This window comes from Actinacidiphila rubida, assembly GCF_900110255.1.
Taxonomy (GTDB): domain Bacteria; phylum Actinomycetota; class Actinomycetes; order Streptomycetales; family Streptomycetaceae; genus Actinacidiphila; species Actinacidiphila rubida.
The window spans coordinates 267,126-289,051 of sequence record NZ_FODD01000003.1; the positions used below are offsets into that span (position 1 = coordinate 267,126).

The following is a 21,926-nucleotide window of genomic DNA, read 5'->3' on the forward strand; positions in this document are numbered from 1 at the left end:
TCCCATGCCCACAAGCCGCGAATGGCACCTGACGGCCCGCCCCCAGGGCTGGCCCGTCCCCGGCGACTTCGCCCTCGCCGAGGCGGAGACCCCGGAGCCCGGCCCGGGCCAGGTCCTCGTCCGCAACCTCTACCTCTCGGTGGACCCGTACATGCGGGGGCGGATGAACGACGCCAAGTCCTACGCGGCCCCGTACGCGCTGGGGGAGCCGATGCTCGGTGCCGCGGTGGGCCGCGTGGTGGCCTCCGCCGCCGACGGGATCGCCGTCGGGGACCACCTGCTGCACGGCCTCGGCTGGCGCGAGTACGCGCTGGTGGACGCCGCGCACACGGTCCCGGTGGACCCGGAGGCCGCGCCGCTGCCCGCCTACCTCGGCGTGCTCGGCATGACCGGCCTGACCGCGTACGCCGGCGTGCTGCGCGTCGCCCGCCTCGCCGAGGGCGAGACGGTGTTCGTCTCCGGCGCCGCGGGCGCGGTCGGCAGCCAGGCCGGCCAGATCGCCCGGCTCAAGGGCGCCTCGCGCGTCATCGGCAGCGCCGGCTCCGACGAGAAGGTCGCCCTGCTGCTGGACGAGTACGGCTTCGACGCCGCCTTCAACTACAAGAAGGCGCCGGTGGCCGAGCAGCTGCGGGCGGCCGCGCCCGACGGCATCGACGTCTACTTCGACAACGTCGGCGGCGACCACCTGGAGGCGGCGATCGGCGCGCTGCGCGTGCACGGCCGCGCCGCGCTGTGCGGGGCCATCGCCCAGTACAACGCGACCGAGCCGCAGCCGGGGCCGCGCAACCTCGCGCTGCTCATCGGCAAGCGGGCCTCGCTCAACGGCTTCCTGGTCGGCGACCACCAGGACCTGCGCCCGGAGTTCGTCCGCGAGGTGGGCGGCTGGCTGCGGGACGGCAGCCTGCGGTACCAGGACACCGTGGTCACGGGAATCGAGCACACGCTGGACGCGTTCCTTGGACTGCTGCGCGGTGACAACACCGGAAAGATGATCGTCGCCCTCCCCGAGTGAGGTGCGGGCGACGGCCGGCGGGGTCGACACCGGCACCGCGATTCACCACCGCGATTCAACAACCGTTGCAGGCGCGACCGCACGCCCTACCAGGAGGACCTGCTCATGACCATCCAGTCCGTGGACGTCCTGTACACCGCCGTCGCCACCGCGGAGAACGGCCGTGACGGCCGCGTCGCCAGTGACGACGGCAAGCTGGACGTCGTCGTCAACCCGCCTAAGGAGCTGGGCGGGAGCGGCGCGGGCACCAACCCCGAGCAGCTCTTCGCCGCCGGGTACAGCGCCTGTTTCCAGAGCGCGCTGGGCGTCGTCGCCCGCCGTGAGGGCGCCGACATCACCGGCTCCCGGGTGACCGCCCGGGTCGGCCTCGGCAAGACGGCAGGCGGCGGCTTCGGCCTGACCGTCGAACTCGCCGTGTCCATACCGGCGGTGGACGCCGCCACCGCCCACGACCTGGTGGAGAAGGCGCACCAGGTGTGCCCCTACTCCAACGCCACGCGGGGCAACATCGCGGTCGAGCTGACCGTCGTCTGACGGATCCGCTCGTCAGGGCCGCGCTCCGGACGGGGCGCGGCCCTCACGCGTTCCCGGCCGCGCCCGGCGCGCACCGCTCCTCGCCGGCCGGGGGAGCGGGCGGCGGCGCCAGCAGGGACAGGAAGTCGCGGAAGGCGGCCGGCATGTCCACCGCCCCGGGGTCGAGCAGCCACTGCACCTGCAGGCCGTCGACGACCGCGGCCAGCAGCGTCGCCGCCTGCTCGGGGGTCAGCCCGCCGGGCAGCCGGTCGCCGTACTCCGCGCGCAGCGCCTCCGCGCCGCCCTCGCGCACCGCCGCGTAACGGTCCCGGAAGTAGTCCTGCGCGGGGTGGCCCTCGGTCACGCTGTCGCCGGCCAGCACCGTGAACGCCTGGACGATGCCGGGCCGGGTCGCGTTGTACTCGACGAGGTTCGCCACCACCTCCAGCGGCCAGGCGCGGCCGTGCAGCGCCGCCGACGCCATGTCCCACTGGTCGCGCGCCTCCAGGACGGCGACCAGCAGCGCCTCCTTGGTGGCGAAGTAGTGCATCAGCCCCTGCTGCGTCAGCCCCACCCGCTCGGCCACCGCGGCCAGCGTCGCCCCGCGGTAGCCGCGTTCGGCGATCACCTCCGTCGCGGCCTGGATTATCTCCGCGCGCCGCCCGCCCCGCTCGGCCCGCCCGCCCCGCTCGGCCCTGGCTCCTGTCATGCCCGTCAGCCCCTTCCGCAGGGGGCCGAGCGTACAAGATAACGAGAAGGTAACCATCCCTACCGGCCGACAGGCGATCCGGGTGCCCGCGGTCCAGGATGGCCGCCATGACACCTGAGACGGCGCGGGGCACGGCGGCGGTGGACCCGGCGGGGGGACCTTCGGCGGCCACCGTGGGAGAAGTCGGCGTGGCGGACGCGGACGCCGACGCGCGCCGCGAGGAGGCGGTCGAGGCGGCGCTCGCGGCGCTCGACCTCGACGCGAAGACCCGGCTGCTCGCCGGGCAGGACATGTGGACGCTGCCCGCGCTCGACGCGATCGGCCTCGGCTCCCTGGTGATGTCCGACGGGCCGATCGGCGTCCGCGGCCGCCGGTGGACCAGCGTGGACCCGTCCGTCGCGCTGCCGAGCCCCACCGCGCTCGCCGCCACCTGGGACCCGGCGCTGGCCCGGCGCGCCGGCCGCCTCCTGGCCCAGGAGGCCCACCGCAAGGGCGTCCACGTGCTGCTGGCCCCCACCGTCAACCTGCACCGCAGCCCGCTGGGCGGGCGGCACTTCGAGGCGTACAGCGAGGACCCGTACCTGACCGGCGCGATCGGCACCGGCTACGTGCGCGGCGTCCAGGACGGCGGGGTCGGCGTCACCGTCAAGCACTTCGTCGGCAACGACGCGGAGACCGAGCGCTTCGGCGTCGACAACCGCATCCCGGAACGCGCCCTGCGCGAGCTGTACCTGGCGCCGTTCGAGGCGATCGTGGCGGACGCCCGGCCGTGGGGTGTGATGGCCGCGTACAACGCGGTCAACGGCACCACGATGACCGAGCACGACGCCCTGGTGAACGGCGTGCTGCGCGGCGAGTGGGGCTTCGACGGCGTCGTGGTCTCCGACTGGTTCGCCGCCCGCGGCACCGCGGGGGCGCTGCGCGGCGGCCTGGACCTGGCCATGCCGGGGCCGCTGACCGTCTACGGGCCGGCGCTCGCCGCGGCCGTGCGGGCCGGGGAGGCCGGGGAGTCAGGGGAGGAACTGGTGGACGCGGCCGTGCGGCGGGTGCTGCGACTGGCCGCGCGCTGCGGGCTGCTGGCCGGCGCCCCGGCCGCCGTCGCGGCCGCGGACCGGCCGGCCGCCGTCGACGGGGACGCGCTGGCCCGCGAGATCGCCGTCACCTCGTGCGTCCTGCTGCGCAACGAGGACCGCGACGGCGCTCCCGTCCTCCCGCTGGACCCCGCGGCTCTCCGGACCGGAGCCGGGGGCACCGGGGAGCCCGGGGGCGTCCTGGGCGGGGACGGGCGGCGCGGCATCGCGCTGATCGGCGCCGCGGCCCGCGAGGCGCGCATCCTGGGCGGCGGCTCGGCCCAGGTCTTCCCCGCCCACGTCGTCTCGCCGCTCGACGGGCTGCGCGCCGCGCTCCCGCGGGACGTCCCGCTGACCTGGGCGGCGGGCGCCGACCCCAGCGAGGAACTGGCCGCTGCGGGGGCCGGGTTCACGCTGCGGGGCGTCGCCCGGGACGCCGAAGGGCGGGAGCTGGGCGCGGAGCCGCTGCCCGGCGGCCAGCTGCTGTGGCTCGGCGACCTGCCCGAGGGCGCCGCCCACGACGACGTGGAGACCGTCGAGGTGTGCGGCCGGTTCGTGCCGCGGGTCTCCGGCGCGCACCGTTTCGGCACCCGCGGCCTCGGCGGCTTCCGGCTGACGGTCGACGGCACCGTGCTCTTCGACGGCACGCAGGCGGACGAGAACCCCGACCCCTTCGAGGCGTTCTTCGGCACCCCCACCGAACGCGGCGCCGTCGAGCTGGAGGCGGGCCGGGCGGTCGACGTGAGCCTCGTGCACACCCCGGTGAAGGATCTGCCGCTGCCCGTCCAGGCCATCGGCTTCTCGCTGGCGCACGGCGAGCCCGAGCGCGACCCCGGCGAGCTGCTGGACGAGGCGGTGGCCGCGGCGCGGGCCGCGCACACCGCGGTGGTGGTGGTCGCCACCACCGAACGGGTGGAGTCCGAGGGCTTCGACCGCACGAGCCTGCGGCTGCCCGGCCGGCAGGACGAGCTGGTCGCCCGCGTCGCCGCCGCCAACCCCCGCACGGTCGTGGTCGTCAACTCCGGCGCGCCGGTGGAGATGCCGTGGCGCGACGACGTGGCCGCGGTCCTGCTCGCCTGGTTCCCCGGCCAGGAGGCGGGCGCGGCCCTCGCCGACGTGCTGCTGGGCGCGCGGGAGCCCGGCGGCCGGCTGCCCACCACCTGGCCCGCCCGGCTGGCCGACGCGCCGGTCTCCCGCGTCACCCCGCGGGACGGCCGGCTCGACTACGAGGAGGGGCTGTTCATCGGCTACCGGGCCTGGGACCGGGCGCCGGCCGCCCCGGCGTACCCGTTCGGCCACGGCCTCGGCTACACCACCTGGGCCTACGAGTCGCTGACCGTCGAGCCGCGCCCGGCCGAGGACGGCACCCTCGCCGTCGCCACGGTCCGGTTGCGCAACACCGGCGCGCGGCACGGCCGCGAGGTGGTGCAGCTGTACCTGCGGCCGGCGGAGGGCGATGCGGGGGACGGCGGCGCGGCGGGCGGCGGCAGTGCCGTGGAGCGGCCGCGGCGCTGGCTGGCGGCGTTCGCGGTGGCCGAGGCGGCACCCGGCGGGTCGGTCGAGGTCCGGCTGCCGCTGCCGGAACGGGCGATCCGCACCTGGGACGGGACGGCCGCCGGCTGGCGTCTGCTGCCCGGCGGCTACGCGCTGGACGCCGGGCACAGCCTGACCGACGTCCGGCTCACCGCGGCGTTCACCGCACCGCCGAGCGCCGGTGCCTGAGCCCGCACCCGGGGCGCGCGACCGTCAGAGGACGGCGCCGGAGGCCACGCCCGCCAGGATCTTCGCCAGTTCGGCCTGGCCGTCCTGGTTGGGGTGGAAGAAGTCCCACTTGCTCAGCTGGCTGCTGCTGAACGGGAAGCGGAAGACCGCGCCGCCGTCGAACCGGCAGCGGTCGTAGTGCTGGCACACCTGCGCCAGCGCCGTGTTGTAGGCGATCACCCGGTTGCGCACCTCGGCGCGCCGGGCGTTGGCCGCCGCGGTCACCACGTCGGGGTCCTTGAGCATGGTCGGGCACAGTCCCAGCCGCCACAACTGCCGTCCCAGCACGCTGGTGCGGCCCACCGACCACAGGTGCTGCAGGTCGGGGATGCTCGCCACCAGGACCTGGGTGCCCGGCAGCACCCGGTGCAGGTAGGCCAGGGTGCCGTTGAACGCGGTACGGAAGTCGGCGACCGGCGTCATCGCGCCGGTGGTGGCCGCGCACGCGTCGTTGGCCCCGATCAGCACGGTGACCATCGCGGGGTGGTGCGCGGCGGCGGCGCGGGCCTGCGCCGGCAGGTCGGCGACCCGGGCCCCGGAACGGGCCAGGTTCCAGCTGCCCGTGCCGGGGGCCAGCCGCGAGGTGAGGCTGTGCACCGCGGTCTTGGTCCCGGTCGCCCAGGACACCGCGGGGCAGTCGGTGAAGGGGTCGCAGGCGTCGAAGCCGCGGGTGATGGAGTCACCGAGCGACGCCACGGACGCGGGGCGGACGTTCCACGGCCGCTCCTGCTGCTCCTGCTGCTCGGGCGCGTCGGGCTTGTCGGGCCGCGCCGCCTGCCCGGGCGCGGCCTCGCCGCCGGTGCCCGCGGAATGCGAGATCTGTGCGGTGGGCGTCCCCCCACCGGGCCTGGTGCGGTCGGCCCGCGCGCCGCCCGCCCCGCATCCGGCCAGCAGAAGCGCGGTGACGGCGAGGGCCAGGCCGCTGCGCGAGAGCGATCGCATCCGGTACTTCCCCTCCGACGAGTGGGTGACATCTGGTACGAGCCCGACCGTACGTCACCCCCTTCAGGACGCCGCACGGTAGCTTTTCCCTGACACCCGAAGGGAACTGACGGGAGATCGGAGTTTATCGGGTGTCAGACGCGATTCTTGTCCTGATTGTGATGAATAGTGCACAATGTCGCAGAACGTCTCATGATGCCCCGGTTCCATCTGGTTCGTGTGTGAGGCCGCTGGGGAAGGCGAACCTCGTCCCACACTGGAGGTACCGGTGACGACACGTGGTGTTCTGTACGTGCACGCCGCACCGCGCGCGCTGTGCCCGCACGTCGAGTGGGCCGTCGCGGGCGTTCTCGGCGTGCGCGTGAGCCTGGACTGGATCCGGCAGCCCGCCGCTCCAGGGACCTGGCGTGCCGAGTTCTCCTGGCAGGGCGAACCCGGCACCGCGTCCAAGCTGGCCTCGGCCCTGCGCGGCTGGCACCTGCTGCGCTTCGAGGTGACGGCGGAGCCGTGCGCCACGGCCGAGGGCGAGCGCTACAGCGCCACGCCCGAGCTGGGCATCTTCCATGCCGTCATCGGCATGCACGGCGACATCCTGATCCCCGAGGACCGGCTGCGCGCCGCCATGCTGCGGGCCGGCCGCGGCGAGGCCGACCTGGAGAGCGAGCTCTCCCGGCTGCTCGGCAAGCCGTGGGACGACGAACTGGAGCCGTTCCGCTATGCGGGTGAGGGTGCGCCGGTGCGCTGGCTCCACCAGGTGGTCTGACCGGGCACCAGGTCCGACACGGCCCGCTGACGCGCGTTCACACGGATGGCCGTGTCCGGGGGTTGTGCCCCGGGCGGCCGCCCGCGGCGGCCGGGCATAGCCTGCCGGTATGTCGACTGACTTCTCCGGCTCCTCCGGTCCCCTCTCCGTCGCGGTCCTCGGCACCGGCCTGATGGGCGCGGGCATGGCCCGCAACCTCGCCGCCGCCGGTCACGAGGTCCGCGCCTGGAACCGCACCGTCGACCGCGCCAGGCCGCTGGCCGAGCACGGCGTGCGCGTCCTCGCCGACCCCGAGGCGGCGGTCCGCGGCGCCGACGCGGTGATCACCATGCTGCTGGACGGCGCCGCCGTCCTGGACGTCATGCACCGTGCCGCGCCGGGCCTGCGCGAGGGCGCGGTGTGGATGCAGAGCAGCACCGTCGGCCCCACCGCGCAGAGCGAGCTGGCCGGGCTGGCCCGCGAGCACGGCCTGCTCTTCCTGGACGCGCCCGTGCTGGGCACGCGGTCGGTCGCCGAGTCCGGCCAGCTGACGGTGCTGGCCGCCGGGCCCGACGCGGCACGCCCGGTCGCCGAGCCGCTGTTCGACGCCGTCGGCCGCAGCACCATCTGGCTCGGCCAGGACGGCACCGAGGGGCCCGCGAGCACCCTGAAGCTGGTGCTCAACAACTGGGTGCTGGCGGTCACCCACGCCACCGCCGAGACGATGGCGCTCGCCCGCGGCCTGGGCGTCGACCCGGACCGCTTCTTCGAGGCCATCGACGGCGGGGCGCTCGACCTGCCCTACCTGCGCACGAAGGCCGCGGCCATCCGCGGGGGCGACTTCACGCCCGCCTTCACCGTCGAGGCCGCCTGGAAGGACGCGCGGCTGATCGTGGCCGCAGGCGAGCGCAACGGGGTGCGGATGGACCTCACGGCGGCCGGTGCGGAGCGGTTCCGGCGGGCCAGCGAGCAGGGGCACGGCGGCGACGACATGGCCGCCTCGTACTTCGCCTCGTTCGACGGCGCGCCGGCGGAGTAGCAGCGGGCACCGGCGGGCCGCACCGCCCGTGAGAAAACGCCTTCGGCCCGCGGAAGCGGGCCGAAGGCGTATCTCACGGGCCGGCGGCAGTGAGGCGCCGGCGGGATGTCAGACGGACGGCGTCCGCAGGGCCAGGACGACGTTGTGGCCGCCGAAGCCGAACGAGTTGTTCAGCGCGGCGATCGTCCCGGCCGGCAGCGGCCTGGGCTCGCCGCGCACGATGTCGGCGTCGACCTCGGGGTCCGGGTTGTCCAGGTTGATCGTCGGCGGGGCCAGCCGGTGGTGGAGCGCCAGCACCGTGGCCACCGTCTCGATACCGCCGGCGCCGCCGAGCAGGTGCCCCGTCATGGACTTGGTGGCGGACACCGCCATGTGGTCCACGTCGTGGCCGAAGACCTTCCGCAGCGCCTTGACCTCGGCCACGTCACCCTGCGGGGTGGACGTCGCATGCGCGTTGACGTGCACGATCTCGGCCGGCTTGAGGTCGGTGGCGTCCAGCAGGTTCTGCAGCGCCGCGGCGATGCCGCGCCCGGTGGGCTCGGGCTGCGTGATGTGGTGCGCGTCCGCCGAGATGCCCTGGCCGACGGCCTCCACGTAGACCCGCGCACCGCGGGCCGCCGCGTGCTCGGCGGACTCCAGCACGATCACGCCGGCGCCCTCGCCCAGCACGAAGCCGTTGCGGTCGCTGTCGTAGGGGCGGGACGCGCCCTGCGGGTCGTCGTTGTTCTTGGACATCGCCATCATGTTGCCGAACGCGACGATGGGCAGCGGGTGGATCGCCGCCTCGGTGCCGCCGGCCACCACCACGTCGGCGCGGCCGGTGCGGATCATCTCGATCGCGTACCCGATGGCCTCGGCGCCCGACGCGCAGGCGCTGACCGGGGTGTGCACACCGGCCCGGGCGTTGACCTCGATGCCGACGTTCGCCGCGGGGCTGTTCGGCATGAGCATCGGCACGGTGTGCGGGGACACCTTGCGGACGCCCTGGTTCTTCAGGATGTCGTACTGGTCGAGCAGCGTCGTCACGCCGCCGATGCCGGACGCGATGACGGCGCCCAGGCGGTCGGGGTCGACGGCCGCGTCCTCGCCGGCCTTGGCGGTGAAGCCGGCGTCGGCCCACGCCTCACGGGCGGCGATCAGCGCGAACTGCGCGCTGCGGTCCAGCTTGCGGGCGAGCGGCCGCGGCAGGATCTCGCCGGGCTCGACGGCGATCTGCGCGGCGATGCGAACCGGCAGGTCGGCCGCCCACTCCTGTGGAAGGGTCGACACGCCGGAACGACCGGCGAGCAGCGCCTCCCAGGTCGACGCGCTGTCGCCACCCAGCGGTGTGGTTGCTCCGATACCGGTGACGACCACGGTGCGATTGGTCGGGCTCACAGGAATTGTCTCTCCACGTCTAGAAGGGCGGGCGACAGGCGCGTCGTCCGGGGGTCGGTCCCCTGTCCCGGGACCGGTGGGTTCGGCTCGGGGCCGTGGTCAGCCCTGGGCCTTCAGGATGTAGTCGACCGCGTCGCCGACCGTCTTGAGGTTCTTGACGTCGTCGTCCGGGATCTTCACGCCGAACTGCTCCTCGGCGGCCACGACCACCTCGACCATGGACAGCGAGTCGACGTCCAGGTCGTCGGTGAAGGACTTGTCCAGCTGGACGTCCTCGGTCGGGATACCGGCGATCTCGTTCACGATGTCGGCGAGACCGGCGACGATCTCTTCCTTGGTGGCCATTGCGGCGCTCCTTGATGTGTAACCGATGGTGCGGCGTGCGGGACTGCGGCGCCGCGGTGGGTGTGCCTAGGGGAGAGTAACGACAGTGGCCGCGTAGACCAGACCCGCCCCGAACCCGATGACCAGGGCGGTGTCCCCGCTCTTGGCCTCGCCGGTGGCGAGCAGCCGCTCCATGGCCAGTGGGATGGAGGCGGCCGAGGTGTTGCCGGTGGTCTCGATGTCGCGGGCCACGGCCACGTGGTCGGGCAGCTTGAGCGCCTTGATCATCGAGTCGATGATCCGCATGTTCGCCTGGTGCGGGATGAACGCGTCGAGCTGGTCGGCGGTGATCCCGGCGGCGTCCAGCGCCTGCTGGGCCACCTTGGCCATCTCGAACACGGCCCAGCGGAAGACGGCCTGGCCCTCCTGGGTGATCGCCGGGAACTTCACGTTGCCGGACGAGTCGAGCGGAAGCCGGGACACGTCGCCGGTGCGGAACTCGTCCCACGCGACGGTCTGCTTGATCGTTTCCGCCTTGTCACCCTCGGAGCCCCACACCGTCGGGCCTATGGCGGGCACCTGCGAGGGGCCGACGATGACCGCGCCGGCGCCGTCACCGAACAGGAAGGCCGTGGCGCGGTCCTCCTTGTCGGTCAGGTCGCTCAGCCGCTCCACGCCGATCACCAGCACGTTCTGCGCGGTGCCGTCGGTGATCATGCTCTTGGCGAGCGTCAGGCCGTAGGTGAAGCCCGCGCAGCCCGCCGAGATGTCGAACGCGGCCGGCTTGCCCGCACCGATCCGGTGGGCGATGTCGGTGGCGACCGCGGGGGTCTGCTTGAAGTGCGAGACGGTCGCGACGATCACGGCGTCGATGTCCGAGGCGGCGATCCCCGCGTCGGCGATCGCCTTGCCACCCGCCGCGAGCGACATCTCCGCGACGGTCTCCTCCGGGCCCGCCCAGTGCCGGGTGGCGATGCCGGAGCGGGACCGGATCCACTCGTCGCTGGACTCGATGTGCTCCAGGATCACCTCGTTGGGCACCACCCGGCTCGGGCGGTAGCCGCCCACGCCGAGGATCCGCGCGTAGGGCGCGCCCTTGCTGGGGCTGATCTTCGCTGTCATCTCTGCGAGGACTCCTTATTCCGCCGCCGGGGCCGCAGCCGAGCCGCCGAGTTCGGCGATCAGCGCGCGAGCCGCGTCCAGGTCGTCAGGCTTCTTCAGCGCGAGGGTGCGTACCCCCGGCAGCGCGCGCTTGGCCAGGCCGACCAGCGTGCCACCCGGCGACACCTCGATGATGCCGGTGACCCCGCGCTCCTTGAACGTCTCCATGCACAGGTCCCAGCGGACCGGGTTGGACACCTGCGCCACCAGGCGGCGCACGATGTCGCGACCGCCGGCCACCTGCTGCCCGTCGGCGTTGGACACGTACGGGACCTTCGGGTCGGCGACCGCCAGCGTCGGGGCCAGTGCTTCCAGTGTGGACACCGCGGGCGCCATGTGGGAGGTGTGGAACGCGCCGGCGACCTTCAGCGGCATCACGCGGGTGCCCTCGGGACGGTTCTCGGAGAGCGCCGCGAGCTGCGGGGCCGTACCGGCGGCCACGATCTGGCCGGCGCCGTTGATGTTCGCTGGGGTCAGGCCCAGGGACGCCAGGTGCGCGACGACCGCGTCCGGGTCGCCGCCGAGCACCGCGGACATGCCGGTCTCGGTCACCGCCGCGGCCTCCGCCATGGCGCGGCCGCGGGCGGCCACGAACGTCATCGCGTCGGTGTCGGACAGCGTGCCGGCCAGGACGGCGGCGGTGATCTCACCGACGCTGTGGCCCGCGACGAGGTCGGGCGTCAGGCCCAGGGCGCCGGCGGACAGCAGGCCCGCGGCCACCAGCAGCGGCTGCGCCACCTTGGTGTCGCGGATCTCGTCCGCGTCCGCCGCGGTGCCGAAATGCGCCAGATCGAGGCCTGCGGCATCGGACCACGCGGCCAACCGGTCGGTGGCGCCGGGCAGTTCGAGCCAGGGGGCGAGGAAGCCGGGCGTCTGGGCGCCCTGGCCGGGAGCTACGAGTACGAGCACACTCACACTCTCTCTCGCGAGCAGGCCCGACCGCCCGTGAGGACAGGGACGAAGAACTGTCGGGTGATTTGTGGGTGTCAAACAAAAACTCAGAGTGAGCGGTCGGAATCGGACAGCCGTCCGAGGATGAGCGCGATGCGGAGGGTGAACGCGGAGCGTACATCGGAAGGTGACCAGCCGGTGACATCAGTCACACGTCGGAGCCGGTAGCGCACGGTGTTGGGGTGCACGAAGAGCATCCTCGCCGCACCTTCGAGGGACGACGCCTGCTCCAGGTAGACACTCAGCGTCTCCAGCAGCGCGGAGCCCGCTTCCTCCAGCGGCCTGTAGATCTCCTCCACCAGCTGGTCGCGGGCGAAGCGGTCCCCGGCCATCGCGCGCTCGGGCAGCAGATCGTCGGACAGGACCGGGCGCGGCGCGTCCGGCCAGGCCGCGCACGCCTTCAGACCGGCCGCGGCGGCCTGCGCGGAGCGCGTCGCCGACAGCAGGTCGCCGACCACCGGGCCGGCCACCACAGGGCCCGGGGCGAACGGGCCGATCAGCGCCTTCGCCACCCGGATCGGGTCGTCGTCGCCGCCGGCGATCACCACCAGGCGCTCGCCGAGCACCCCGGTCAGCACCTGCAGCTTGGCGTGCCGCGAGGCCCGGCGGATCGCCTCGACGGTCAGCTCGCTGTCGCCGTTGGGCGCGGTGCCCAGCACCACGACGATCTTGTCCGGGGAGCTCCAGCCCAGCGCGGCGGCGCGCGACAGCACGCCCTCGTCGGCCTCGCCGGAGAGCACCGCGTTGACGACCAGGGACTCCAGGCGGGCGTCCCACGCGCCGCGGGCCTCCGCGGCCTGCGCGTACACCTGCGCGGTGGCGAACGCGATCTCCCGCGCGTACACCAGCAGGGCCTCGCGCAGCACCGCCTCGTCGCCGGGCGCGGCGACCTCGTCGATGGCCGCCTCCATCACCTCGATGGTGGTGCGGACCATCTCGACGGTCTGGCGCAGCGAGATCGCCCGCGTCAGCTCGCGGGGGGCGGTGCCGAACACGTCCGTGCTGATCGCCTGCGGCGCTTCGGGGTGCCGGAACCACTCGGTGAACGCGGCGATGCCCGCCTGGGCGACGAGGCCGATCCACGAGCGGTTCTCGGGCGGCATCGCCCGGTACCACGGCAGCTGCTCGTCCATCCGGGCGATGGCGTGCGCGGCCAGCCGCCCCGCCGACTTCTCCAGCCGCCGCAACGTGGCGGTGTGGTCCCCGCGGACGGCGGCGTCGAGGGGGGCTGGGCCTGGCGGAGTCTGCGAAGCATCTGGCACGTACCCAAGCCTGCCTCATCGCCTGCGGCGCGCGCCCCCGGGTACCACTTTCGGGCTCACTCCGCATGCTGACGGGGCTCGTCCAGCCCCTTCGGCGCCGTCGCCGTCCCACGGCCGGGACACGGCAACGCACCGCAAGGGGCAGGACGCGCCCCGCAGGCGGTCCCGTCGCGCCGCGGGTGGGTAGGTTGGGGGCGTGATGGAGGTGTGGAGGGGGGACCGGAGGTTCCGTGGGGGGGACGGTGCGGGGGTGGAGACGTCGCACGCGTTCTCGTTCGGGGGGCACTACGACCCGGAGAACGTGGCCTTCGGCCACCTCGTCGCGTGCAACGAGGAGTCGCTGGCGCCCGGCGCCGGCTTCGCGGAGCACCCGCACCGGGACACCGAGATCGTCACGTGGGTGCTCGACGGCACCCTCGAACACCGTGACGACCACGGCCGGACCGCCCTGCTCGCCGCAGGCGACCTGCAGCGGCTCTCCGCCGGCACCGGCGTGCGCCACACCGAGCGCAACGCCGGCCCCCAGCCGCTGCGCTTCCTGCAGATGTGGCTGCGACCGGACCCCTTCGGCGGGCCGCCGGAGTACACCGCGGTGACCGCCCCGGTCCCACCGGGCCCCGGTCTGCGCCTGCTGGCCTCGGGCGACCCGGACGCGTGCCCGCCGGTGCGGCTGCGCCAGCCCCGCGCGGCGCTGTACGCAGGCCGGCCGGACGGGCCCGACGCGTGCGCGCTGCCGGACGCCGTCCACCGCTACGTGCACGTGGCCCGCGGCTCCGTCCGCCTGGCCGACGCGGAGGGCGAGGCACTGCTCGGCCCCGGGGACGCCGCCCGGATCACCGGCACCGCGCCGGTCACCGCGAGCACCGCGGGCCCGGCCGAGTACCTCGTGTGGGCCATGGACCCGCGGCCGTAACGCCCCGCGCGGGGTCAGCCGGCCAGCTCGGCCAGCACCGCGTCCGTCAGCGCCGGCCACAGCGGCAGCGCCCACTCGCCGAAGTCCCGGTCGGTGAGCACCGCGCACGCCGCGCCGGCCGCGGGGTCCACCCACAGGAACGTGCCGGACTGGCCGAAGTGCCCGAAGGCGCGCGGCGAGGAGCGCTCGCCGGTCCAGTGCGGGGACTTGCCGTCGCGGATCTCGAAGCCGAGACCCCAGTCGTTGGGGTTCTGGTGGCCGTAGCCGGGGAGGACGCCCTTCAGGCCGGGGAAGACCACCGACGTGGCCTCGGCCACCGTCGAGGGGTGCAGCAGGCGCGGCGCCTGCAGTTCCGCGGCGAACCGCGCGAGGTCGCCCGCGGTCGAGACGCCGTCCGCGGCCGGCGAGCCCGGCAGCGATGTGCCGGTCATGCCGAGCGGCTCCAGCACCGCCTGCCGCAGGTACTCCGCGAACGGCATGCCCGCCGCCTTGGCCAGGGTGTCGCCGAGCACCTCGAAGCCGGTGTTGGAGTACAGCCGGCGGGTGCCGGGCGCGGCCATCACCCGGTGCTCGTCGAACGCGAGGCCGGACGCGTGCGCCAGCAGGTGCCGGACGGTGGAGCCCTCGGGCCCCGCCGGGTCGTCCAGTTCGAAGACGCCCTCCTCGTACGCGACCAGCACCGCGTACGCGGCCAGCGGCTTCGTCACCGAGGCCAGCCGGAACGGGCGGTCCGCCGGTCCGTAGCCGCCGGCCACCGTGCCGTCCTGCCGCACGACGGCGGCCGCCGCGTGACCGACCGGCCAGCGCGCGATCATCTCCAGGCTCTCCATGCCCGGGAGCCTACGGCGCCGCCCGGGTGGTGCCGTGCGACGGGCCCCCGGAAAGCCCCGGGCGGCGCTTGCCTGGAGTGCACTCCAGCGTCTTAGCGTGGAGGGCATGACGGTCGTGCAGGTGGCGAAGGACACCCGGCAGCGCGGGTCCGCGGATCCGATGAGCTGCGAAGGGGACGAGCAGGGGCATCCGCGGCCCCTCGGGCAGGACAGGTACACGATCAGCGAGGTCGCGGAGTTCACCGGGCTCAGCGCGCACACCCTGCGCTGGTACGAGCGGATCGGCCTGATGCCGCACGTGGACCGCTCCCACACCGGGCAGCGCCGCTTCACCAACCGGGACCTGGACTGGCTGGCCCTGGTGGGCAAGCTGCGGCTGACCGGGATGCCGGTCGCCGACATGGTCCGGTACGCCGAGCTCGTCCGGGCGGGCGACCACACCTACCCGCAGCGGCAGGCGCTGCTGGAGGCGACCCGGACCGACGTCCTGCAGCGCATCGCCGAACTCCAGGACACGCTGTCCGTCCTGGACCACAAGATCAGCACTTACGCGGGTGCGCGCTGCGCCCCGGAGAGGACGGCGTGATGACCTCCCAGAACCGCATCGGAACCGCCCGGCTCGGCGAGAACGGCCCGCTGGTCGGCGTCCAGGGCCTGGGGTGCATGGGCATGAGCGACTTCTACGGCGCCACCGACGAGAGCGCGGCGCGGGAGACGCTGGAGGCCGCCCTGGGCGCCGGGGTGACCCTGTTCGACACCGCCGACATGTACGGCATGGGAGCCAACGAGGAGTTCCTCGCGCCGTTCCTGAAGGCGCACCGCGACGAGGTCGTGCTGGCGACGAAGTTCGCCATCCACCGGACGCCCGACGGCGGCCGGGAGATCCGCAACGACCCCGCCCACATCAAGAGCGCGGTCGAGGCGAGCCTGCGCCGTCTGGGCATCGACGTCATCGACCTGTACTACATGCACCGCCGCGACCCGCGGGTGCCGCTGAGCGAGTCCGTCGGCGCCATGGCCGAGCTGGTCGCCGAGGGCAAGGTGCGGCAGCTGGGCCTGTCCGAGGTGACCGGCGCGGAGCTGCGCGAGGCGTACGCGGTGCACCCGATCGCCGCCGTGCAGTCGGAGTGGTCGCTGTTCAGCCGGGACGTGGAGACGTCCGTGGTGGGCGCGGCGGCGCAGCTCGGCGTGACGTTCGTGCCGTACTCACCGCTCGGCCGCGGGTTCCTGACCGGCGCGTTCCAGGACGCCTCGGCCGAGCTCGCCGAGGGCGACTTCCGGCGCAGCCAGCCGCGGTTCTCCGGGGAGAACGCGAAGCACAACGCCAACCTGCTCGACCCGGTCCGCAAGGCCGCCAAGGCGCACGACGCGACGCTCGGCCAGATCGCCCTGGCGTGGGTGCAGCAGCGCGCCGAGGTGCACGGCCTGCCGGTGGTGCCGATCCCGGGCACCCGCAAGCCGTCCCGGGTGCTGGAGAACACCGCGGCCACCCACATCACGCTCGACGCGATCGAGCTGGAGTGGCTGGAGCCGATCGCGGGCGCGGTCGCCGGCGACCGCTACGCCGACATGACCGGCACGTCGGCGGCGCGCGAGTAGGCCGCGCCGCCGCCCCGGCGCACCCGTCGCCCCAGCACCTGCCTGAGCGCGGGCCCCCACCTGCGGGGGCCCGCGCTCAGGCGCGAGTGGTGCGGTGGGCGCGGATCGCGGCCAGTACGGCCGCGGCGAACGGCAGCGACTCGTGCACCGGGCCGTAGCCCAGGCCGAGCACCACCGCGGCCGGGTCCTGGTCGGCCTCGCCCTGCGGCCGCGCGGTGCCGGGCGCCGCGCCGGGCGCGCCGCCGGTGCCGTCGTCCCGGCGCAGCAGCCGCAGGTGGCCGTGGAGCATCTCGGGGGAGCGCCAGTCCACGCCGCTCAGCTCCTCGATCGGGAAGACCTGGTCGCCGGCCTTCCACTTGGCGGAGGACGCGCCGGTCCAGAACCAGCGGAAGGCCACCGACCGGCCGTCGAAGAAGGCCTTCGCGTCGTACGCCTTGAAGGAGCGCGGCGCGGTCGGCGGATCCACCAGGAAGCGGGCCGGCGGCTCCCCGTCGTCGTCGTGGCCGGCGACGGCGGCCCGCAGCTCGTCGCGGTAGTACTCGGCGAGCGTGCGGTGCTGGTCGGGGACCACCAGCCGGTAGGGGTCCGCGGAGTCCTTCAGCTGGCCGCCCGCGGCCTCGATGAGCGGGTCGGCGCCGTGCCGGGGCACCGCTCGCAGTACCGCCGTGCCGCGCCGTCCGTCGAGCACCTCGACGTCCTTGATCGCGGCGTGCGGGATGCGCCGTTCGACGAGCGACTGGAGCAGTCGCGAGCCGCGCACGCCACGGGTGTACCGGATGACGACAGCGTCGGGCTCGAATTCCCACGCGGCGTTGATCCCGGCCAGCACATCACCCATAAGGCTCAGCCTATGGCCGGGTGCGCCCGTCAGTCCCGGCCCGCGCTACGCGCGTCGCTGCCTTTTCTGCACGTCCCCCACTTGCGCCCCACCCGTCTCTCCCGGTGCCGTGTCATATGCCTTCACCAGGCGTTTGGGTGCCGTTCGCCGCCATGCCTCGGTGAGCAGCTCGCCGAGTTCCCCCGCGTCCGCCGTCGCCAGCGCGACCCGCACCCAGCCGAACCGGCCCACGTACGGCGCGACCGAGAACGTCTCCGGATCGGCGGCCAGCAGCTCGCTCTGGTCCTCCAGGGACGCCTTCAGCGAGACGGACGCGGACTCGGGCGCGCCCATCGCGAAGATCTTCTCGCCGACGCGGAAGGTGTGCTCGCTGCCCCAGGTGATCCGCTCGTGCGCCTGCGGCAGCGCCAGCGCGAGCCCCGCGAACTCCTCGAAGGTCACCATGTCCGCCAGCCTAGGCGCGGGGTCCGACAGCCGTCCTCTGCCGCGCGGCGGTGCGGTGCCGGTGCCCGCCGGTGTCGGGTCCTGTGGCGTCAAAGCCCGTCGGTGCAGGCCGTGCCGGACTTGCAGGCCACGCCCTGGTAGTCGCCGAGCGCGATCTCCGCGAAGTTGGCGAGGCTCGCCGTGCCGGGCGCGAAGTAGCCGGGGTGCCCGCTGGCGCCGGCCGCGCTGACCACGCGGGCGCCGAAGGAGCCGGAGACCGGGTCGGCACCGTGGCCGAGACCCGCGAACTCCACGTGCGGGACGTCGCTGATCCAGTCGCTGGAGTCCCTGGCCGCCCACACGTTGGCCGTGGTGTGCAGGTCGGCGGCGCGCCGCACCCGCATCCCGGGACTGCCGAAGACGGCGATGTCGCCGATCCTGCCGTGCGGCAGGTCGGGCGCGGCCACCCCGCACAGCACCGAGCCGTACGAGTGGCAGAACAGCGACACCTCGGCCTTCCGCGGCAGCGCCTGGACCAGTCCCTCCAGGCGTACCGCGCCCCGCTCGGCGAGCGTGCCGGTGGAGGCGTCCAGACCCACGCCGGACGGGGTGGTGTAGTCGGCCCACGCGATCACCGCGGTGCGCGCGCCGGGCTGGTCGTTCTGCTCCTCGTCGTACAGGGCGCGGGCCATGCCGGTGGGGGAGGAGTACGGCTTGCTGGACTTCTCGAAGGTGAGCATGTCCGTGTCGACGCCGGGCACCACGACCGCGATCCGGCGGGCGGTCGACAGGTCGCCGAAGACCTCGGCGGCCCGGCCCGGCCCGGTCGGGTCGAAGGAGAGGATCTGGCGGTGGCCGGCGAGCAGCGAGGCGTAGCGGCCGGAGAGGCGCTCGGCGACCTTGCGGCCGGCGGGCGTGAGCTTGTCACTGACCGCGCGCGCCGCCTCGCTCGCCCGGAACTGGGACAGCGACAGCCGGTTGGCGCGGTAGCGCAGGGCCAGTGGGGCGCCGTTGAGGTTGCCGACCACCAGCGGGTAGCGGCGGGCCAGGGCGAGGCGCTGGGTGGCGGTCAGCGAGGCGAAGAACCTCGCGATGGTGGCCGGTGCCGCGTTGGGGCTGGGCAGCCGGTGGTGGCCGATCGTTCCGTGCATCCACGACGTCAGGGCCGCGGCCCTGGCGCCGGAGACCGTGTGCGGCCGGACCGCCGTCCACCCCGTCGTGCCCAGCATCACGAAGACGACCGCCAGGGCCAGCAGGGCGCGGACGGAGGTGGGGCTCAGTCGTACGTAGAGCGCGTAGAAAAGGGTCACTCGCTGATGCCTCGCGGATTCGTCCCGCACGGGGCGGGGCGGCGGCTGGGGGGAGATCCCGTGAGGATCCGGGGTCGCGAGCGCCGTCGGCGACAGATGCTCGTCTGCCCACACTAGACACAGCGAGGGGGGCTCTGGTTGCTCATGGTGACCCAGATCACGTTTTACAACGGAATATTCAGGTAAAGCCCCAAGTCCGCGGTGGTACGCCGCGGGGCCCCGGACACGCCGGGGCCCCACGGGAAACGCCGTGCGTCAGGCGTCGCCGCCCGCCGCGCCGGGGTCGGCCGCCGCCACGTCCAGCAGCTGGTACCGGTCCACGGCCTGCTTGAGCGCGGACCGGTCGATCCTGCCCTCGCCGGCCAGCTCCGTCAGCACCGCCAGCACGATCGACTGCGCGTCGATGTGGAAGAAGCGGCGGGCCGCGCCACGCGTGTCGGCGAAGCCGAAGCCGTCCGCGCCGAGCGAGGTGTAGCGGCCGGGCACCCAGCGGGCGATCTGGTCCGGCACCGAGCGCATCCAGTCGGAGACCGCCACGAACGGGCCCTGCGCGCCGGAGAGCTTGCGGGTCACGTACGGGACGGCCTGCTCCTCCTCCGGGTGCAGCAGGTTGTGCTGCTCGACGGACACGGCCTCGCGGCGCAGCTCGTTCCAGGACGTCGCGGACCACACGTCGGCCCGCACGCCCCAGTCCTCGGCGAGGATCCGCTGGGCCTCGACGGCCCACGGCACCGCCACGCCGGACGCCATGATCTGCGCCGGGATGCTGCCCGCCTGGCCCGCGCTGATCCGGTGGATGCCCTTGAGGATGCCCTCGACGTCCACGTCGGCCGGCTCGGCCGGGTGCTGGATCGGCTCGTTGTAGACGGTGAGGTAGTAGAAGACGTCCTCGCCCGCCTGGCCGTCCGCGGTCTCGCCGTACATCCGGCGCAGGCCGTCCTGCACGATGTGGGCGATCTCGTAGCCGTACGCCGGGTCGTAGGCGACGCAGGCCGGGTTGGTGGACGCCAGCAGCTGCGAGTGGCCGTCGGCGTGCTGCAGGCCCTCGCCGGTCAGCGTGGTCCGGCCGGCGGTCGCGCCGAGCACGAAGCCGCGCGCGAGCTGGTCGGCCATCTGCCAGAACTGGTCGCCGGTCCGCTGGAAGCCGAACATCGAGTAGAAGACGTACACCGGGATCAGCGGCTCGCCGTGCGTGGCGTAGGCCGAGCCGGCGGCGATCAGCGAGGCGGTGCAGCCGGCCTCGGAGATGCCGTCGTGCAGCATCTGGCCGGTCGGCGACTCCTTGTACGCCAGCAGCAGCTCGCGGTCCACGGACTCGTACTGCTGACCGAGCGGGTTGTAGATCTTCGCGCTCGGGAAGAACGCGTCCATGCCGAAGGTGCGGTACTCGTCGGGGGCGATCAGCACGAAGCGCTTGCCGATCTCCTTGTCCCGCATGAGGTCCTTCAGGACGCGCACGAACGCCATGGTGGTGGCGATCGACTGGGCGCCCGAGCCCTTCTTGGCCGCCGCGTAGGTCTTGTCCTCCGGCAGCGGCAGGGGCTTGGCGCGGACCACGCGGGTGGGCACGTAACCGCCGCAGGCCTTGCGGTGGTCGTGCATGTACTGGATCTCTTCGGAGTTCCGGCCCGGGTGGTAGTAGGGCGGGTAGCCGGCGTCGAGCTGCGCGTCGGTGATCGGCAGGTGCAGCCGGTCGCGGAAGCGCTTGAGGTCGTCGACGGTCAGCTTCTTCATCTGGTGGGTCGCGTTGCGGCCCTCGAAGTTCGGCCCCAGCGTCCAGCCCTTGATGGTCTGGGCGAGGATGACCGTCGGCTGGCCCTTGTGCTCCATCGCGGCGGTGTACGCGGCGAAGATCTTGCGGTGGTCGTGCCCGCCCCGGCCCAGGTGCAGCACCTGCTCGTCGGTGAGGTTCTCGACCATCTTGCGCAGCCGCTGGTCGTCGCCGAAGAAGTGGTCGCGGATGTACGAACCGGTCTCGGTGGCGTACGTCTGGAACTGGCCGTCGGGCGTGGTGTTCAGCTTGTTCACCAGCACGCCGTCGCGGTCCTGGGCGAGCAGCGGGTCCCAGGAGCGGTCCCAGATGAGCTTGATGACGTTCCAGCCGGCGCCGCGGAACTGCGACTCCAGCTCCTGGATGATCTTGCCGTTGCCGCGCACCGGGCCGTCGAGCCGCTGCAGGTTGCAGTTGACCACGAAGGTCAGGTTGTCCAGGCCCTCGCGGGCGGCGATGGACAGCTGGCCGAGCGACTCGGGCTCGTCCATCTCGCCGTCGCCGAGGAACGCCCACACGTGTGACTTGGAGGTGTCGGCGATGCCGCGGGCCTCCATGTAGCGGTTCATCCGGGCCTGGTAGATCGCGCCCAGGGGGCCGAGGCCCATGGAGACGGTCGGGAACTCCCAGAAGTCCGGCATCGACCGCGGGTGCGGGTAGCTGGAGAGCCCGTTCGGCGCCTTGGAGTGCTCCTGGCGGAAGCCGTCGAGCTGGGCCTCGGAGAGCCGGTCGAGCAGGAAGGCGCGGGCGTAGATGCCGGGGGACGCGTGGCCCTGGAAGAAGACCTGGTCACCGCCCAGGCCGTCGTCCTTGCCGCGGAAGAAGTGGTTGAAGCCCACGTCGTACAGCGAGGCGGAGGAGGCGAACGTCGCGATGTGGCCGCCGACGCCGATCCCGGGGCGCTGCGCGCGCGACACCATGATCGCCGCGTTCCACCGGGTGGCGTTGAGGATCCGGCGCTCGATCTCCTCGTTGCCGGGGAAGAACGGCTCGTCCTTGGTGGCGATCGTGTTGACGTAGTCGCTGCTGCGCATCTCGGGGACGGCGACGCGCTTCTCGCGGGCCCGCTCGATGAGGCGGAGCATCAGGTAACGGGCCCGCTCCCGGCCGCGCTCGTCGATGGCCGCGTCGAGCGAGTCGAGCCATTCCGCCGTCTCCTCGGGATCAAAGTCCGGGACCTGGCTGGGAAGGCCGCCAATGATGATCGGGTTGCGATCGGATCCGGAAGCCACGCTGTTCCTTCACTGCTCGTTGAATATTGGTGCTCTGCAGGGTCGCGCCGCCTCCATCGTGTACCGCGTGGTTGGATACGTCATCTCTACCGAGCGGTAACAGCCGAGCCGGTGGTGGCGTGCTGCTGGAGGGCGTGCGGCACCGAC

20 protein-coding genes are annotated in these 21,926 nt (G+C 73.6%); 8 read left to right on the forward strand and 12 right to left on the reverse strand.

What is annotated here, in order from left to right; translation table 11 throughout:
* The first annotated feature begins 4 nt into the window (after positions 1-4).
* The gene (locus BMW99_RS04215) at positions 5-1,012 is read left to right on the forward strand and encodes an NADP-dependent oxidoreductase (protein WP_107451625.1); all 1,008 of its coding nucleotides are present in this window, start codon (positions 5-7) and stop codon (positions 1,010-1,012) included.
* Positions 1,013-1,117: 105 nt separating this feature from the next.
* Entirely contained in the window at positions 1,118-1,546 is a 429-nt protein-coding gene (locus tag BMW99_RS04220) for an organic hydroperoxide resistance protein (protein WP_069464728.1), read from the forward strand.
* Between the two features lie 43 nt (positions 1,547-1,589).
* Here BMW99_RS04220 and BMW99_RS04225 read toward each other — a convergent pair whose 3' ends face one another.
* Positions 1,590-2,234 (reverse strand): TetR/AcrR family transcriptional regulator, encoded by a 645-nt coding sequence (locus BMW99_RS04225; RefSeq protein ID WP_075016241.1) that lies wholly within the window; start codon positions 2,232-2,234, stop codon positions 1,590-1,592.
* 107 nt (positions 2,235-2,341) lie between these two features.
* Here BMW99_RS04225 and BMW99_RS04230 point away from each other — a divergent pair, with 107 nt between their 5' ends.
* On the forward strand, positions 2,342-5,026 hold the full coding sequence (locus BMW99_RS04230; RefSeq protein WP_079175919.1) for a glycoside hydrolase family 3 protein: 2,685 nt from the start codon (positions 2,342-2,344) through the stop codon (positions 5,024-5,026).
* Between the two features lie 24 nt (positions 5,027-5,050).
* On the opposite strand, the gene BMW99_RS04235 is transcribed toward BMW99_RS04230, so the two are convergent.
* Positions 5,051-6,007, reverse strand: coding sequence for an SGNH/GDSL hydrolase family protein (locus BMW99_RS04235; protein ID WP_069464009.1), 957 nt, complete (start codon positions 6,005-6,007; stop codon positions 5,051-5,053).
* Between the two features lie 268 nt (positions 6,008-6,275).
* Here BMW99_RS04235 and BMW99_RS04240 point away from each other — a divergent pair, with 268 nt between their 5' ends.
* Positions 6,276-6,770: a DUF3145 domain-containing protein gene (locus BMW99_RS04240; RefSeq protein WP_069464010.1), complete on the forward strand. Its 495-nt coding sequence runs from the start codon at positions 6,276-6,278 to the stop codon at positions 6,768-6,770.
* Between the two features lie 109 nt (positions 6,771-6,879).
* Positions 6,880-7,788, forward strand: a complete 909-nt coding sequence (locus BMW99_RS04245; protein ID WP_069464011.1) for an NAD(P)-dependent oxidoreductase — start codon at positions 6,880-6,882, stop codon at positions 7,786-7,788.
* A gap of 108 nt (positions 7,789-7,896) precedes the next feature.
* On the opposite strand, the gene fabF is transcribed toward BMW99_RS04245, so the two are convergent.
* The 5 genes from fabF to BMW99_RS04270 form a co-directional block, all read right to left on the reverse strand.
* Positions 7,897-9,165 carry a beta-ketoacyl-ACP synthase II gene (gene fabF, locus BMW99_RS04250; RefSeq protein WP_069464012.1) on the reverse strand — a complete coding sequence of 423 codons (1,269 nt, stop codon included), beginning with the start codon at positions 9,163-9,165 and terminating at the stop codon, positions 7,897-7,899.
* A gap of 99 nt (positions 9,166-9,264) precedes the next feature.
* A complete protein-coding gene (locus BMW99_RS04255; protein WP_069464013.1) occupies positions 9,265-9,510 on the reverse strand; it encodes an acyl carrier protein in 246 nt (81 codons plus the stop codon).
* A 66-nt stretch (positions 9,511-9,576) separates the two neighbouring features.
* Complete coding sequence (locus tag BMW99_RS04260) at positions 9,577-10,611, reverse strand: ketoacyl-ACP synthase III (protein ID WP_069464014.1); 1,035 nt, start codon at positions 10,609-10,611, stop codon at positions 9,577-9,579.
* 15 nt (positions 10,612-10,626) lie between these two features.
* A complete protein-coding gene (locus tag BMW99_RS04265; RefSeq protein ID WP_069464016.1) occupies positions 10,627-11,559 on the reverse strand; it encodes an ACP S-malonyltransferase in 933 nt (310 codons plus the stop codon).
* Positions 11,560-11,648: 89 nt separating this feature from the next.
* Complete coding sequence (locus BMW99_RS04270; RefSeq protein WP_069464015.1) at positions 11,649-12,788, reverse strand: PucR family transcriptional regulator; 1,140 nt, start codon at positions 12,786-12,788, stop codon at positions 11,649-11,651.
* 271 nt (positions 12,789-13,059) lie between these two features.
* Here BMW99_RS04270 and BMW99_RS04275 point away from each other — a divergent pair, with 271 nt between their 5' ends.
* Positions 13,060-13,776, forward strand: a complete 717-nt coding sequence (locus tag BMW99_RS04275) for a pirin family protein (RefSeq protein WP_075016243.1) — start codon at positions 13,060-13,062, stop codon at positions 13,774-13,776.
* A 14-nt stretch (positions 13,777-13,790) separates the two neighbouring features.
* Here BMW99_RS04275 and BMW99_RS04280 read toward each other — a convergent pair whose 3' ends face one another.
* Positions 13,791-14,606 (reverse strand): serine hydrolase domain-containing protein, encoded by an 816-nt coding sequence (locus tag BMW99_RS04280; RefSeq protein WP_069463157.1) that lies wholly within the window; start codon positions 14,604-14,606, stop codon positions 13,791-13,793.
* Between the two features lie 160 nt (positions 14,607-14,766).
* Between BMW99_RS04280 and BMW99_RS04285 the strand changes: the two genes are divergently transcribed.
* Positions 14,767-15,192 (forward strand): MerR family transcriptional regulator, encoded by a 426-nt coding sequence (locus tag BMW99_RS04285; RefSeq protein ID WP_245791198.1) that lies wholly within the window; start codon positions 14,767-14,769, stop codon positions 15,190-15,192.
* A complete protein-coding gene (locus BMW99_RS04290) occupies positions 15,192-16,205 on the forward strand; it encodes an aldo/keto reductase (protein ID WP_075016245.1) in 1,014 nt (337 codons plus the stop codon). The genes BMW99_RS04285 and BMW99_RS04290 overlap by 1 nt, the downstream gene beginning before the upstream one ends.
* A 76-nt stretch (positions 16,206-16,281) precedes the next feature.
* On the opposite strand, the gene BMW99_RS04295 is transcribed toward BMW99_RS04290, so the two are convergent.
* From BMW99_RS04295 to aceE, 4 genes are all read right to left on the reverse strand, one after another.
* Positions 16,282-17,043, reverse strand: a complete 762-nt coding sequence (locus BMW99_RS04295) for a DUF4429 domain-containing protein (RefSeq protein WP_075016246.1) — start codon at positions 17,041-17,043, stop codon at positions 16,282-16,284.
* Positions 17,044-17,088: 45 nt separating this feature from the next.
* Positions 17,089-17,487 carry an MmcQ/YjbR family DNA-binding protein gene (locus BMW99_RS04300; protein ID WP_069465740.1) on the reverse strand — a complete coding sequence of 133 codons (399 nt, stop codon included), beginning with the start codon at positions 17,485-17,487 and terminating at the stop codon, positions 17,089-17,091.
* An 89-nt stretch (positions 17,488-17,576) separates the two neighbouring features.
* Positions 17,577-18,776 carry an alpha/beta hydrolase gene (locus BMW99_RS04305; RefSeq protein ID WP_245791182.1) on the reverse strand — a complete coding sequence of 400 codons (1,200 nt, stop codon included), beginning with the start codon at positions 18,774-18,776 and terminating at the stop codon, positions 17,577-17,579.
* 255 nt (positions 18,777-19,031) lie between these two features.
* Positions 19,032-21,779, reverse strand: coding sequence for a pyruvate dehydrogenase (acetyl-transferring), homodimeric type (gene aceE, locus BMW99_RS04310; RefSeq protein WP_069465739.1), 2,748 nt, complete (start codon positions 21,777-21,779; stop codon positions 19,032-19,034).
* Positions 21,780-21,926: the final 147 nt, after the last annotated feature.